The 13,363-nt window shown below is 73.6% G+C and carries 11 protein-coding genes; 8 read left to right on the top strand and 3 right to left on the bottom strand.

Annotated elements, in window-relative coordinates; genetic code table 11:
* Window positions 1-288 precede the first annotated feature (288 nt).
* Window positions 289-699, top strand: a complete 411-nt coding sequence (locus ACIPXM_RS35415; RefSeq protein WP_401664268.1) for a hypothetical protein — start codon at window positions 289-291, stop codon at window positions 697-699.
* 87 nt (window positions 700-786) lie between these two features.
* Complete coding sequence (locus tag ACIPXM_RS35410) at window positions 787-2,259, top strand: aminopeptidase (protein ID WP_401664265.1); 1,473 nt, start codon at window positions 787-789, stop codon at window positions 2,257-2,259.
* 87 nt (window positions 2,260-2,346) lie between these two features.
* On the opposite strand, the gene ACIPXM_RS35405 is transcribed toward ACIPXM_RS35410, so the two are convergent.
* Together ACIPXM_RS35405 and ACIPXM_RS35400 are read right to left on the bottom strand one after the other, a co-directional pair.
* The gene (locus ACIPXM_RS35405; protein ID WP_401664271.1) at window positions 2,347-4,128 is read right to left on the bottom strand and encodes a glycoside hydrolase family 3 protein; all 1,782 of its coding nucleotides are present in this window, start codon (window positions 4,126-4,128) and stop codon (window positions 2,347-2,349) included.
* A gap of 303 nt (window positions 4,129-4,431) precedes the next feature.
* On the bottom strand, window positions 4,432-5,346 hold the full coding sequence (locus tag ACIPXM_RS35400; protein WP_401664262.1) for a LysR family transcriptional regulator: 915 nt from the start codon (window positions 5,344-5,346) through the stop codon (window positions 4,432-4,434).
* Between the two features lie 112 nt (window positions 5,347-5,458).
* Here ACIPXM_RS35400 and ACIPXM_RS35395 point away from each other — a divergent pair, with 112 nt between their 5' ends.
* The 3 genes from ACIPXM_RS35395 to ACIPXM_RS35385 all read left to right on the top strand — a co-directional run bounded on the left by ACIPXM_RS35395 (window position 5,459) and on the right by ACIPXM_RS35385 (window position 8,520).
* Window positions 5,459-6,463: an EamA family transporter gene (locus tag ACIPXM_RS35395; protein ID WP_401664259.1), complete on the top strand. Its 1,005-nt coding sequence runs from the start codon at window positions 5,459-5,461 to the stop codon at window positions 6,461-6,463.
* Entirely contained in the window at window positions 6,460-7,020 is a 561-nt protein-coding gene (locus tag ACIPXM_RS35390; protein ID WP_401664256.1) for an AAA family ATPase, read from the top strand. The genes ACIPXM_RS35395 and ACIPXM_RS35390 overlap by 4 nt, the downstream gene beginning before the upstream one ends.
* 66 nt (window positions 7,021-7,086) lie before the next feature.
* Entirely contained in the window at window positions 7,087-8,520 is a 1,434-nt protein-coding gene (locus tag ACIPXM_RS35385; protein WP_401664254.1) for a serine/threonine-protein kinase, read from the top strand.
* Between the two features lie 126 nt (window positions 8,521-8,646).
* Here ACIPXM_RS35385 and ACIPXM_RS35380 read toward each other — a convergent pair whose 3' ends face one another.
* Window positions 8,647-9,684 (bottom strand): LacI family DNA-binding transcriptional regulator, encoded by a 1,038-nt coding sequence (locus tag ACIPXM_RS35380; RefSeq protein ID WP_401664251.1) that lies wholly within the window; start codon window positions 9,682-9,684, stop codon window positions 8,647-8,649.
* A 162-nt stretch (window positions 9,685-9,846) separates the two neighbouring features.
* On the opposite strand from ACIPXM_RS35380, the gene ACIPXM_RS35375 reads away from it, so the two are divergent.
* From ACIPXM_RS35375 to ACIPXM_RS35365, 3 genes are all read left to right on the top strand, one after another.
* The gene (locus tag ACIPXM_RS35375) at window positions 9,847-11,004 is read left to right on the top strand and encodes a Gfo/Idh/MocA family protein (protein ID WP_401664248.1); all 1,158 of its coding nucleotides are present in this window, start codon (window positions 9,847-9,849) and stop codon (window positions 11,002-11,004) included.
* A gap of 167 nt (window positions 11,005-11,171) precedes the next feature.
* Window positions 11,172-12,356: a dihydrodipicolinate synthase family protein gene (locus ACIPXM_RS35370; RefSeq protein ID WP_401664245.1), complete on the top strand. Its 1,185-nt coding sequence runs from the start codon at window positions 11,172-11,174 to the stop codon at window positions 12,354-12,356.
* Window positions 12,353-13,156, top strand: coding sequence for a sugar phosphate isomerase/epimerase family protein (locus ACIPXM_RS35365; protein ID WP_401664243.1), 804 nt, complete (start codon window positions 12,353-12,355; stop codon window positions 13,154-13,156). Before ACIPXM_RS35370 ends, ACIPXM_RS35365 begins: the two co-directional genes overlap by 4 nt.
* The last annotated feature ends 207 nt before the right edge of the window (window positions 13,157-13,363 follow it).

Genomic DNA, 13,363 nt, shown 5'->3' with positions numbered 1-13,363 from the left:
GGCTGCACACCTACAATCACCACCGCGGACACACCGCACTCACAGGCAAACCACCCGCCAGCCGCGTCCCCAACCTCACAGGGCAATACACCTAGGGCCTACCCGCCCCGGCCCACCCTCCCTTCCCCGAAGGCGGGACGGGGGCCCACCCACCCCGACCCCCGCACCACCGACGAGACCGCAACCCGCACCCGGCACCCACCCGCCCGGACCGCCGTTCGCGACGGTGAAACCGAAACGGCCCCCGCCGCGTCGTACGCGTGTACGGCGAGAGCGGGGAGGGCGAGCGTGCGCGGGTACGGCGGAACGGTGCGGAAGGGTGTCCGGCGGCTCGCCGCGTACACCCTCGTCCTGGGCATCGCCCTCGGTCTGACGCTGGTCGCCGGGCCGTCGGTCGGCACCGCCGACGCCGCCTCCGTGTGCGCCGGGCGGCCGACCAGGACGGTCGGCTTCGCCACCGGCGAGCTGCGGCTCTACCGCACCCGCGCCTATGTGTGCGCGCTCGCGGTGGCGAAGCGGACCGGCCCGCCGCGCCCGATGAAGGTGTCGCTCCAGCCGCGCGGCGGCCGTCCGGCGGTCAACGAGGGCCGGTACGCGCGGCAGACCGGGCCCGTCACCGTGCACGCCCTCAACCGCTGCGTGCGCGCCGGAGCCACCGTCGACGGGCGGTCCACGGCGACCGGCTGGATCCTGTGCTGAGCCATAGGTAAGGCTCAACCAGGTCTGGCGGTCCGCACGTTCACCCCGCTAGGTTCGCGACACCGTTGCGAACCAAGGGGAGTGCGCATGCGCAAGTCGCTCAGATGGCTGCTGTCGCTCTCGGTGCTGATAGGCACCGTGGGCTCCACCGGAGTGGCCACCGCCGCGGATCCGGCAGCCCGGGCGGAGACCGGCCGGGCCGGCCTGGCCGCCGCGACCGCCGCCGATCCGCAGACCGCGGACATCAAGGACCGGCTGCTCGCGATACCCGGGATGAGCCTCATCGAGGAGAAGCCGTACGCCGGATACCGCTTCTTCGTCCTCAACTACGAGCAGCCGGTCGACCACCGGCGCCCGTGGGCCGGCACCTTCCAGCAGCGCATCTCCGTCCTCCACAAGGACACCGAGCGCCCGACCGTCTTCCGCACCAGCGGCTACGGCCTGAGCACCGCCCCCAGCCGCAGCGAGCCGACCCGGATCGTCGACGGCAACCAGATATCCATGGAGTACCGCTTCTTCACGCCGTCCCGGCCGCAGCCCGCCGACTGGTCCAAGCTCGACATCTGGCAGGCCGCCAGCGACCAGCACCGCATCTTCACGGCGCTGAAGAAGATCTACGGCAAGAAGTGGCTGTCCACCGGCGCCTCCAAGGGCGGCATGACCGCCACCTACTACGAGCGCTTCTACCCCAAGGACATGGACGGCGTCGTCGCCTACGTGGCGCCCAACGACGTCGTCAACAACGAGGACTCGGCCTACGACCGCTTCTTCGAGAAGGTCGGCACCAAGGAGTGCCGCGACCGCCTGAACAACATGCAGCGCGAGGCGCTGCTGCGCCGCGGGCCGCTGGAGAAGAAGTACGCCGACTGGGCGAACGCCGAGGGCGCCACCTTCAACACGGTCGGCACCCTGGACAAGGCGTTCGAGGCCGTCGTCCTCGACTTCGTCTGGGGCTTCCGGCAGTACTACGGCGAGAGCGTCTGCGACCAGATCCCGGACGCGGCGACCGCCAGCGACGACACCGTCTACGAGACGATCGACGCCTACTCCGGCTGGGCCGCGTACACCGACCAGGGCCTTGAGGGCTACACCCCGTACTACTACCAGGCCGCCACCGAGCTGGGCTCGCCCACCATCAAGCAGCCGCACCTCAAGGGCCTGAGCCGGTACGGCTACCAGCCCGCCCGCAACTTCGTGCCGCGGGAGATCCCGATGCACTTCAAGCCGTGGGTGATGCGCGACGTCGACAGCTGGGTCCGGCACAACGCGAACCGGATGCTGTTCGTGTACGGCGGCGACGACCCGTGGGGCGCCGAGCCGTTCCGCCTCGGCAAGGGCGCGAAGGACAGCTACGTCTACTACGCGCCGGGCGCCAACCACGGCGCCAACGTGGCCGGTCTGGTCCCCGCCGAGCAGGCCAACGCCACCGCCCGCATCCTCGCCTGGGCGGGCGTGCCCGCCCCCGCCGTGCAGGCGGCGAAGCCGCTGGCCCGCTTCGACGCCCGGATCGACCGCACGGTCGACGAGGACGCGACCCGCGAGCACGGCATCCGCCCCTGACGAGGGCTGACACAACGGCCCCGGCCCCCGGCTGCCCTCGGAAGAGGAGCGGCCGGGGGCCGGGGCTGTTTTCCTTGGCCCGGCGGCTCAGCGGCGATAGCGCAGGCCGTGACCCACCGGATAGAGCACCCGCGTCGGGTCGTCCGCGCGCTGCACCGGCACCGGCAGCTTCCCGCGCGGCTCCGCCCGGCCCGCCAGCACCCGTACGGCGGCCCGGAGTTCGACATCGGTCCAGGAGTACGCGGCGAGCGTGGCGCGCTGCCCGGACGTCCAGGCCACGTCGTACGGATTGCGCAGCGCGATCGTCACCACCGGCACCCCGGTCGCGACGAGCCGCGCCAGCAGGGTGCGCTGCGGGCTGGTGGCCGACAGGTTGTACGTGCCGACCACGACCAGGTCCTGACCGGCGGCCGCCGCCACCGCCTGCTCGATCAGCGCGTCGGTCGGCGCGATGCCGGTGGACAACGCCCGCGCCGTGAAGCCGAGTTCGGTCAGGGCACCGGCCAGGGTGGTGGTCGGCGGGCCGGTGGTGCCGGACGGCGACGCCGGATCGGCGCCCACCACGAGCACCTTGCCGTGGCGGCGCCTGCCGACCGGCAGGAAACCGTCCTCGTTGACCAGGAGGGTGGTGGTCCGTTCGGCGATCCGGTCGGCGCGGGCGAGATGCGCCCGGGTGCCGACCACCCGGTCGACCTCGGCCTCATCGACGTACGGGTCCTCGAACAGGCCGAGGCGGGCCTTCAGCCGCAGGATCCGCAGCACCGACTCGTCGAGCCGGGCCTCGGTCAGCTCCCCGCCGCGCACGGCGGCCAGGACCGCGTTCCAGGCCAGCGGCAGGTCCGGCGCGTTCAGGAGCTGGTCCACGCCCGCCTTGAGCGCGAGCACCGGCGCCCGGTCGTCGCCGTACTTGGTCCGCACGCCCTGCATGTCGAGCGCGTCGGTGACCACCACGCCGTCGTAGCCGAGGCGTTCGCGCAGCAGGCCGGTGAGGATCGGGTGGGACAGGGTCGCCGGGTCGCCGCTCGGGTCGAAGGCGGGCAGCACGATGTGCGCGGTCATGATCGAGTCGATCCCGGCGGCGATCGCCGCCCGGAACGGCGGCGCGTCGACAGCCTCCCACTGGGCCTGGGTGTGGGTCACCGTCGGCAGGCCGACATGGCTGTCGACGGCCGTGTCGCCGTGCCCGGGGAAGTGCTTGGCGGTCGCCGCGACCCCGCCCCGCTGATAGCCCTTGACCTGCGCGGCGACCATCGTGGCCACGGCCGCGGGGTCGGAACCGAAGGACCGCACGCCGATCACCGGGTTGGCCGGGTTGACGTTCACGTCGGCGACCGGGGCGTAGTTCTGCCGGATGCCGAGCGCCGCGAGCTCGCCGCCCGCGAGCACCGCCGCCTGGTGCGCGTCGGCGGCCGAGCCGCCCGCGCCGAGCGCCATCGCGCCGGGCAGCAGGGTGGCGGGCTCGCCGACCCGGCAGACGATGCCGTGCTCCTGGTCGGTGGAGACGAGCAGCGGCAGTCCGGTGGCCTGGGCGAGCCCGGCCCGCTGGATGCCGTTGGAGAGGTCGGCGATCTGGTGCGGGGAGCGGGTGTTGTGCGCCCACGCGAAGTAGATGATCCCGCCGACGTGGTAGCGCTCGATCAGCTCGGCGGCGTTGCGGACGCCGAAGTCGCGGAGGTTGGCGTCGACGTCCTGCTGGTCCGGCGCGGTGGCGGAATGCCCGTAGCAACGGGTCACGAAGACCTGGCCGACCTTCTCCTCCAGGGACATCCGGGAGATGAGGGCGATGAGCGCGCGGTCGTCGTGCCGGTGATCGTCGCGGTCGCGGTCGCGGTCGTGGGCGAGGGCGGCGGGCGCGGTCGCGCCGGTCATGGCGGCGGCGGCCGAGGCCGCGGTCACGGTGAGGACGGTGCGTCGGGAGGGGGAGGAGGGGTGGGGCACTGCTGCTCCTTCCGGCCGTTCACGAGGAGAGGGAGAAGGGAGAGGAGGGCGGAGTGAAGGAAACTTCCAAGGTGTCACGGATATCCGGAAACTAACTGCCAGGTCAAGGATCCGCGCAGAAACCGTTCTCCCGTGCCCCGCCCCGCGCCGGACCCCGGACCCCACTCCGTGCCCGCCCCGCGCCGCGCCCAGGCCCTACCCCGCGCCGACTCGTGCCGACTCGAGCCGGGGCGCTCAGCCCTCGATCGCCGCGACGTCCGGCCAGGTCGCGCACAGGGTCCGTACCGTCTCCGTGATCGCAGGCCGCCGCGCCGCCCCCGACCGCCACAGCGCCCACAGCCGCCGCACCGGGATCGGATCGAGCCGCAGCGGCACCACCTCGGGCGGCAGCGTCCCGCGCCCGAGCCGGGGCACCAGCGCGATGCCGAGCCCGGCCGCCACCAGGGCCACCTGGGTGTGGTTCTCCTCGGCCTGATGGGCGATCAGCGGCTCGTACCCGGTGGCCCGCAGCGTCCGCATCAGCCAGTCGTGACACACCGTGCCGGGCGGCTGGGTGATCCACCGCTCCTGGCTCAGCTCCTCCCGGCGCACCCCGTCCCGCCCGGCCAGCGGATGCGCCCTGGGCACCAGGATGTCGCACCCGTCGTCCCCGATCGCCGCCTGCTCCACCCCCTCCGGTACGGGCAGCTCGGCGATGTCCCAGTCGTGCGCGACCGCCAGGTCGAGCACCCCGCGCGCCACCAGGTCCACCGAGAGGTGCGGGTCGACCTCGGTGAGCCGGGCGTCGAGCGCGGGATGGCGGCGGGCCAGATCGGCGAGCACCCGGGGCATCAGACCGCGCGCCGCGCTGGCGAAGCAGCCGATCCGCAGCCGCCCGGCGGGCAGCCCGCGCCGCGCTTCGAGCCCGACCTCGGCCTCCTCGACCAGTGCGAGCAGCCGCTCGGCGGTGTCGGCGAGCTGCCGGGCCTCGTCGGTGAGCCGCACCCCGCGACCGCTGCGTTCGAGCAGCGTGGTGCGGGTCTCCCGCTCCAGCTTGGCGATCTGCTGCGAGACGGCGGACGGGGTGTAGCCGAGGGCGGTGGCCGCCGCGCCGACCGTGCCGTGCACGGCGACGGCGTGCAGCGCCCGCAGGCGTCCGAGATCGAGCACGAAGACCTCCGGGGCCCAAGGAGGGAGAGGGGTGACAATGCAGCAGTGCTTCATCCAACCATGAAGGAATCCGTGCTGGTGCTACATGGTCACGTCGGGTGATCCTCGACGTATGCGCCCCGCTCATGTAGCCCTCGCCGCCCTGGTCGCCGCCGTCTGGGGCGTCAACTTCGTCGTCATCGAGATCGGCCTCGACCACTTCCCGCCGCTGCTGTTCTCCGCCCTCCGGTTCCTGGTCGCCGCGCTGCCCGCGGTCTTCTTCGTCGGCCGCCCGAAGGTGGCGTGGAAGTGGGTGCTCGGGGTCGGACTCGCCCTCGGCGTCGCCAAGTTCGGGCTGCTCTTCACCGGCATGAGCCTCGGCGCCCCGGCCGGTCTGTCCTCCCTGGTGCTGCAGATCCAGGCCGTGTTCACGGCGCTCTTCGCCTTCCTCGCGCTCGGCGAACGCCCCGGCCGGGTCCAGCTCGTCGGCATGGGCGTCGCCCTCGCCGGGATCGGCGTCGCCGCGCTCGACGAGGCGTCATCGGGCGGGGCGTCGGGCTCGTTCGTCGGCTTCGCCCTGCTGATCGCGGCCGCCGTCTGTTGGGGCGTCTCCAACGTTCTCACCCGCAAGGCCGCGCCGCCGGACGCGCTCAACTTCATGGTCTGGGTGAGCACCGTGCCCGTACTCCCGCTGCTCGCCCTGTCGTTGCTCGTAGAGGGCCCCGAGCGGGACCTGGCCGCGCTGCGCTCGCTCGACGCGACGGGCATCGGTGTCGTCGTCTACGTCGCCTGGATCACCACCGTCTTCGGCTTCGGCGCCTGGGGCTGGCTGCTGCGCCGCCACCCGGCGTCCTCGGTGGCCCCGTTCTCGCTGCTCGTCCCGGTCTTCGGGATGTCGTCCGCCGCGCTCTTCCTCGGCGAGTCGGTGACCCCGCTGCGCTGGGGCGCGGCGGCCCTCCTGGTCGGCGGGGTGGCACTGGCCTCGCTGAACATCCGAAGGCGGCGGCCGACGCCCCCGGCTACCGTGCCGGTGTCCGTACCGGTCACGGCGCCGATGCCGACGTCCGTGCCGACGTCCGTGCCGGTCCCGGCCTCCGCGCCGATGGCCGGCGAACCCCGTCCGAAAGAGCGTGCATGACCTTCGAGAACATCACCGTCGACAGCCTCCGCCCCGCGCCCGGCGCCCTCCTCGTCGTCGGCATCCCCGGCAGCGGCAAGAGCACCGTGGCGGCGGCGATCGCGGCCCGGTCCGCACGGGCCGCCCGGATCGAGGTCGACAAGCTCCAGGAGCTCATCGTCAGCGGCGGCCACTGGCCCACCCCGGACGGTGACCCCGAGGCCGACCGGCAGATCCTGCTGCGCGCCCGCAACGCCTGCCTCCTCGCCGACAGCTTCGCCGCCGCGGGCTTCCTGCCGGTCATCGACGACGTGGTGGTCCGCCGCTCCCACCTCGACTTCTACCGGGCCGAGTTGAGGAACACCCCGCTGCACGTGGTGGTCCTCGCCCCCGGCCCGGCGAAGGCATGGGAACGCAACAACGCCCGCGACAAGCGCCTCACCACCGACTGGGGCTGGCTGGACGGGGCGATGCGCGCCGAACTGGCGGGGGACGGGGTGTGGATCGACAACGCGGACCAGACGGCCGAGGAGACGGTGGCGGCCGTCCTGGAGGCGACGGGCCTGGGCGGGCTGTAGCGCGGACTCCGCTTGTGGAGGACCGCCGACGGTCCTCCGCGCCCGCCCGCTCGTACGATCGTCGCCATGGGGGACTTGTTCGATGTCGGCGCGACGCTGGCCGGAGGGCGCTACCGCATCGACGGACCGCTCGACAGCGGTGGAATGGCCCAGGTCTACCGGGCCCACGACCTCAGACTCGACCGGCCCGTCGCGGTCAAGACGATCCTGCCGTCACGGGTGCTCGACCCGGACTTCGTACGGCGCTTCGAGCGCGAGGCGCAGGCGATGGCCGCGCTCGGCCATCCGCACGTGGTCGCCGTGCACGACGTCGGCGAGGAGCCACGGCCGGACGGGCCGCCGGTCCCGTACTTCGTCATGGAACTCGTCCGGGGGCCCTCGCTGGAGAAACACCTGCGGGCCGACGGGCGGCTGCCCGTGCCGCAGGCGATCCGGCTCGCCGACCAGGTCCTTTCCGCTCTCGAAGCCAGCCACGGGCGGGGCCTGGTGCACCGCGACATCAAGCCCGCCAACATCCTGCTGGCCCCGGGCGGCGTCGCCAAGGTGACGGACTTCGGCATCGCCCGCGCCCTCACCCGCACCGCTCTGACCGGCGCCCACATGATGGTCGGCACGGCGCCGTACATGGCGCCGGAACAGCTCAGGGGCGCACCCGACCTCGACGGTCGGTGCGACCTCTACGCGGTGGCGGTGGTGCTCTTCGAACTCGTCACGGGCCGCCCGCTGTTCGACGGCCCCGACTCCTACGCGATCAGCATCCAGCAGCAGGAGCGGCTGCCGACGCTCGCCTCGTACGGGATCGGCGGTGGCCCCGCACTCGACCCGGTGCTCGCCCGCGCCCTGGCGGTGAGGCCGGAGGACCGCTACCCGGACGCCGGGGCGATGCGGGCGGCATTGCGCGCGGCCGCGGCCGCCCCACCGAGCATGGTGACCGCGCCGACCGCAGTCGCCACAGCGACCGCACCGAGCACGGTGACCGCACCGACCCCAGTCGCCGCACCGACCACAGCGACGGCACCGGTCTCCCCGACCGCACCGACCGCACCGGCGGGGTCGGCCGGAGGCGCGGCCGGGGCCGGGCAACGGCCCTTCGTTCCGGTGGGCGTCGCTCCGACGGGCGTCACTCCGGCGGGGCCATGGGTGCCGTTGACGCCGCGGGCCCGCGCCCTCCATGGAGTCCGACTGGCCGTCGGCGCAGTCCTGGTGGTGGCGGCCTTCTGGTGCATGTCGTCGGCGATCGATGCCGTGAACGGCCAGGAGTGGACGCACGGACGCTGGGCGGCGGCGGGAGTCGTCGCGGTGGCGCTCACCGGAGCGCTGGCGGTGCTGCCGCGCTGGCTGCCCGGCCGGAGCCCCGACCTGGGTGCCCACCGGACGTTCTCGTGGATCCTGCTCTGCGTCCACCTGCTGCTGCTGGCCTTCGGCTGCCTGACGTTCGCGGCCGTCGGCTACCAGGAGGATTGCGTCCGCGACGACTACCGGGGCTGCGTGTCGCTCTGACCCGGTGACCCGGGTCCCCGGTGACCCGGGTCTGCCAGATCGCGCCCCGCTCGCGGACCGGCCCGTCCCCCAGGACCCGGCCCGGCGGCGGCACCGCTGTATCGCGGCACCCCGGTACCGGGGGCCTCACGCCCGGGGCGGCGCCGTCGAGCCCCGTACGACAAGCTCGGCCGGGATCGTCGCGAGACCGTCCGGCGGCGCCGCCTCGGTGCCGAGCGCGAGGCGTCCGGCCCGCGCGCCCGCCTCGTGCAGCGGCAGCCGTACGGTGGTGAGCGCGGGCACCGCGTCGACGGCGCACGGCAGGTCGTCGAAACCGGCCACCGAGACGTCGCCGGGGATGCTCAGACCGCGCTCGCGCAGGGCGGCGCAGACGCCGAGCGCCACGGTGTCGTTGGCGGCGACGACAGCGGTCAACTCAGGGTCCATACGCAGGAGTTCATTCGCGGCGACGAGTCCGGCGGCGCGGTCGTAACCGCCGTGGGTGGTCGGCCCCTCGGCGACCCCGGCCGCCGCGAGGGCCGCGCGATGGCCCTCGAGGCGGTGCCGGGTGGTGGTCCGGTTCTCCGGCCCGGCGACGTAACCGATCCGGCGGTGGCCGAGCGCGAGCAGATGCTCGGTCAGCAGCCGGCCGCCGGTGCGGTTGTCGAAGGCGAGGGTCGCGGCGGCGGCGCCGGGCAGCGGGGGCCGCCCGCACAGCACCACCCGGGTCCCGGCCTCGGTGAGCCGCGCCAGCTTCGCCGTGACCGCCGCCAGGTGCTCGGGGTCCTCCAGGGAGCCGCCGGTGAGGACCACGGCGGCGGCCCGCTGCCGCTGGAGCAGGGTCAGATACATCAGCTCGCGCTCGGGCGAGCCGCCGGTGTTGCACACCACGGCGAGCTTCTCGCCGCGCCCGGTGCCGCCCTCGCCCATCGCTCCCTGCGTCGCGCCCGCCATGATCCCGAAGAACGGGTCGGCGATGTCGTTGACGAGGATGCCGACCAGGTCCGAGGTGGCGGCGGCGAGCGAGCTCGCGGGGCCGTTGGGCACGTAGTCGAGCTCCTCCACCGCCTGGATCACCCGCTCCCGAGTGGCCGCGGCGACCGGGTAGTTGCCGTTCAGGACGCGGGAGACGGTCGCGGGCGAGACCTGTGCGCGGGCTGCCACGTCCGCCAGGGTGACGGTCATCGCGTACTACCTCCAGGGCCCTTGTCGGCGGTGTTCTCGGCAGGCTAGCGTCCTCCGCTGTAGAAAGCGCTTTCCGTCGCCATCTCGCGACCTGTTCCGCCCCCCTGCCCCCTCTCTGCTCCACCCCGTGCCGTCTCACCGTCTCGCCTGGAGGAGACCCCCGTGACACGCAGAACCGTCCGCATCGCCATGAACGGCGTCACCGGACGCATGGGCCATCGCCAGCATCTGGTCCGCTCGATCCTCGCGCTGCGCGAGCAGGGCGGTCTCGACCTCGGCGACGGCACGACGCTCTGGCCGGAACCCGTCCTCATCGGCCGCCGCGAACCCGCCCTGCGGGCCCTCGCCGAACAGCACGGACTCAGTGAGTGGTCGACCGATCTCGACGCGGTCCTCGCCGACGACTCCATCGAGATCTACTTCGATGCCCAGGTCACCTCGGCCCGGGTGGCCGCGCTGACCCGGGCGATCGAGGCGGGCAAGCACGTCTACACCGAGAAGCCGACCGCCACCGACCTGGCCGGCGCCCTCGCGCTCGCCCGGCTCGCGGAGGCGAGGGGCGTCCGGCACGGCGTGGTCCAGGACAAGCTGTTCCTGCCGGGCCTGCGGAAGCTGAAGCGGCTGATCGACGGCGGTTTCTTCGGCGAGATCCTGTCCGTACGGGGCGAGTTCGGCTACTGGGTCTTCGAGGGCGACTGGCAGGAGGCGCAGCGCCCGAGCTGGAACTACCGGGCCGAGGACGGCGGCGGGATCGTCGTCGACATGTTCCCGCACTGGGAGTACGTGCTCCACGAGCTGTTCGGCCGGGTCACCTCGGTCACCGCCCAGGTCGCCACCCACATCCCGCGCCGCTGGGACGAGCGGGGGAAGCCGTACGAGGCGACCGCCGACGACGCGGCCTACGGCATCTTCCAGCTGGAGGGCGGGGCGGTGGCCCAGATCAACTCCTCCTGGGCGGTCCGGGTGCACCGCGACGAACTCGTCGAGTTCCAGGTCGACGGCACCCACGGCTCGGCCGTCGCGGGCCTGCGCGGCTGCCGCGTCCAGCCCCGCGCGGCCACCCCGAAGCCGGTCTGGAACCCGGACCTGCCGCTCGGCACCGGCCCCGGTTTCCGCGACCAGTGGCAGGAGGTGCCGGACAACGCCGACTTCGACAACGGCTTCAAGGCGCAGTGGGAGCTGTTCCTGCGCCATGTGGTGCTCGGTGAGCCGTACCACTGGGATCTGCTCGCGGGGGCGCGCGGCGTCCAACTGGCGGAACTGGGGCTGCGGTCGGCGGCGGAGGGCCGCCGCATCGAGGTCCCGGAGGTGGCGCTGTGATCCGGCTGCCACAGGAGGACGGGGGAGTCCGCCGGTACGAGCGGGGCGCACCGCAGGAGGTGTCCGGCCCCCTGGCCCCGCAGCCCTCCGGGGCCCCGCACGCGCGCGTACCGCAGGAAAGGGCGCAGGCACCGGCCCCTCGGGCTTCCGGCACCCCGCACGCGCGCGTGGGGGACGGACTCGTACCGAAGGAGCAGCCATCGGGCCCGTCGACGGGTCCGGACGGGCGGCCCGCCCACCCGCGGGAAGGGGCACTCCTCTCCCGTACCGTCCTGGCGGCGGCGCACGTGGTCGCGGACCCGTACGCGGACGTGGCGGACGCCAACACCCCTCACGGCCCCGTCGCGATCGACTGGGACGCGACGCTCGCGTTCCGGCGCCACCTGTGGGCGCACGGCCTTGGCGTGGCGGAGGCGATGGACACGGCGCAGCGCGGGATGGGCCTGGACTGGCCGACGGCGGCCGAGCTGATCAGGCGGAGCGCGGCGGAGGCGCGGACGGTCGGCGGCCGGATCGCCTGCGGCGTGGGCACCGACCAACTCCCCATGCCCCTGCCGGACTCCGGGCCGGGCGCACTCATAGACATCAAACGGGCGTACGAGGAGCAGCTCGCCCTCGTCGAGGAGGCGGGGGCGCAGGCCGTGCTGATGGCCTCGCGGGCGCTGGCGGCGGTGGCGCGCGGCCCGGAGGACTATCTCGACGTCTACGGCGATCTGCTGCGGCAGGCGGCGGAGCCGGTGGTGCTGCACTGGCTGGGCCCGATGTTCGATCCGGCGCTCGCGGGCTACTGGGGCTCGCGGGACCTGGACCAGGCCACCGCGACGTTCCTCGAACTGATCGCGGCACACGCCACCAAGGTGGACGGCGTCAAGATCTCGCTCCTGGACGCGGACCGCGAGATCGCCGTGCGCCGCGCGCTGCCGCGCGGGGTGCGCTGCTACACGGGGGACGACTTCCACTACCCGGAGCTGATCGAGGGCGACGGGCACGGCTTCAGCCACGCGCTGCTCGGAGTGTTCGACCCGCTGGCCCCGCTGGCGGCGACGGCGGTACGGGCGCTGGACGCGGGCGACCCGGCCGGGTTCCGGTCGGTGCTCGACCCGACGGTCCCGCTGGCCCGGCACCTCTTCGCCGCGCCGACCCGCTTCTACAAGACGGGAGTTGTGCTGCTCGCCTGGCTGGCGGGCCACCAGGAGCATTTCACGATGGTGGGCGGTCTGCAGTCGGCCCGTTCGCTGCCGCACCTGGCCCGCGCGTACGAACTGGCCGACGGGCTCGGCCTGTTCCCCGACCCGGAGCGCGCCGAGGCCCGGATGCGGTCGCTCCTCACGGTGTACGGAGTCTCCCGATGAACCTCGACCGCTGCTCCGTCAACCAGATGACCGTCCGCCAGCTCGGCCTCCCCGACCTGGTCGCCCACTGCGTGCGGCTCGGCGTCCCGGCGGTGGGGCTGTGGCGGGAACCGGTACGCGCGTACGGGGTCGAGGCGGCGGCCGCGCTGGTGCGGGACGCGGGGCTGACCGTCAGCACCCTGTGCCGGGGCGGCTTCTTCACCTCCGCCGGCTGGCAGGAGGCCAACCGCGCGGCGATCGACGAGGCGGCCGCCCTCGGCACGGACACCCTGGTCCTGGTCTCGGGCGGGCTGCCCACGGGGAGCCGCGACCTGGCCGCCGCCCGTGCCCGCATCGCGGACGGAGTGGCCGCCCTCGCCCCGTACGCGGGGGACCACGGGGTCAGGCTGGCGATCGAACCGCTCCACCCGATGTTCGCGGCCGACCGCTGCGCCGTATCGACCCTCGACCAGGCCCTGGACATCGCCGAAGGCTTCCCGCCCGAGCAGGTGGGCGTGGTCGTCGACACCTACCACCTGTGGTGGGACGACCGCGCCCCGTCGGCCGTGGCCCGCGCCGCCGCCACCGGCCGCATCCACTCCTTCCAACTCGCCGACTGGACCACCCCCCTCCCGGCGGGCGTCCTGAACGGCCGAGCCCAACTGGGCACCGGCTCGATCGACCTCACGGCCTGGTCGAAACTGCTGGACGACGTGGGCTACACGGGCCCGATCGAGGTGGAGCTCTTCAACGAGGAGCTGTGGTCACGGGACGGCGCGCAGCTCCTGGAACAAACGGTGAAGGCATTCCTGACTCTCTAACCCCCTCCACCCCCACCTCTCCCTCCGGCGGACGCCCCCAGTCCACCCTCACCCTCCCCGTCCAGCGGGCGGGGGCCCACCCACCCCGCCCACCTCACCCTCCCCGTCCAGCGGGCGGGGGCCCACCCACCCGGGCCCGGTTGCCAGGGGTCCGGCGGGAGGGGGTCGGGGTCGGAGTGGGGGTGGGGGTGTCCGGACGTAAAGGCG

This window comes from Streptomyces sp. NPDC090025, assembly GCF_044748125.1.
In the GTDB taxonomy this organism is placed as follows: Bacteria; Actinomycetota; Actinomycetes; order Streptomycetales; family Streptomycetaceae; genus Streptomyces.
This window is presented reverse-complemented; position numbering and strand designations above follow the sequence as displayed.

Coding starts and splice junctions, on each gene's coding strand:
- ACIPXM_RS35395 (WP_401664259.1), top strand. CDS start 5,459: ATGCGCCCCGCTCATGTAGCCCTCGCCGCCCTGGTCGCCGCCGTCTGG.
- ACIPXM_RS35405 (WP_401664271.1), bottom strand. CDS start 4,128: ATGACCGGCGCGACCGCGCCCGCCGCCCTCGCCCACGACCGCGACCGC.
- ACIPXM_RS35410 (WP_401664265.1), top strand. CDS start 787: ATGCGCAAGTCGCTCAGATGGCTGCTGTCGCTCTCGGTGCTGATAGGC.
- ACIPXM_RS35390 (WP_401664256.1), top strand. CDS start 6,460: ATGACCTTCGAGAACATCACCGTCGACAGCCTCCGCCCCGCGCCCGGC.
- ACIPXM_RS35365 (WP_401664243.1), top strand. CDS start 12,353: ATGAACCTCGACCGCTGCTCCGTCAACCAGATGACCGTCCGCCAGCTC.
- ACIPXM_RS35380 (WP_401664251.1), bottom strand. CDS start 9,684: ATGACCGTCACCCTGGCGGACGTGGCAGCCCGCGCACAGGTCTCGCCC.
- ACIPXM_RS35385 (WP_401664254.1), top strand. CDS start 7,087: ATGGGGGACTTGTTCGATGTCGGCGCGACGCTGGCCGGAGGGCGCTAC.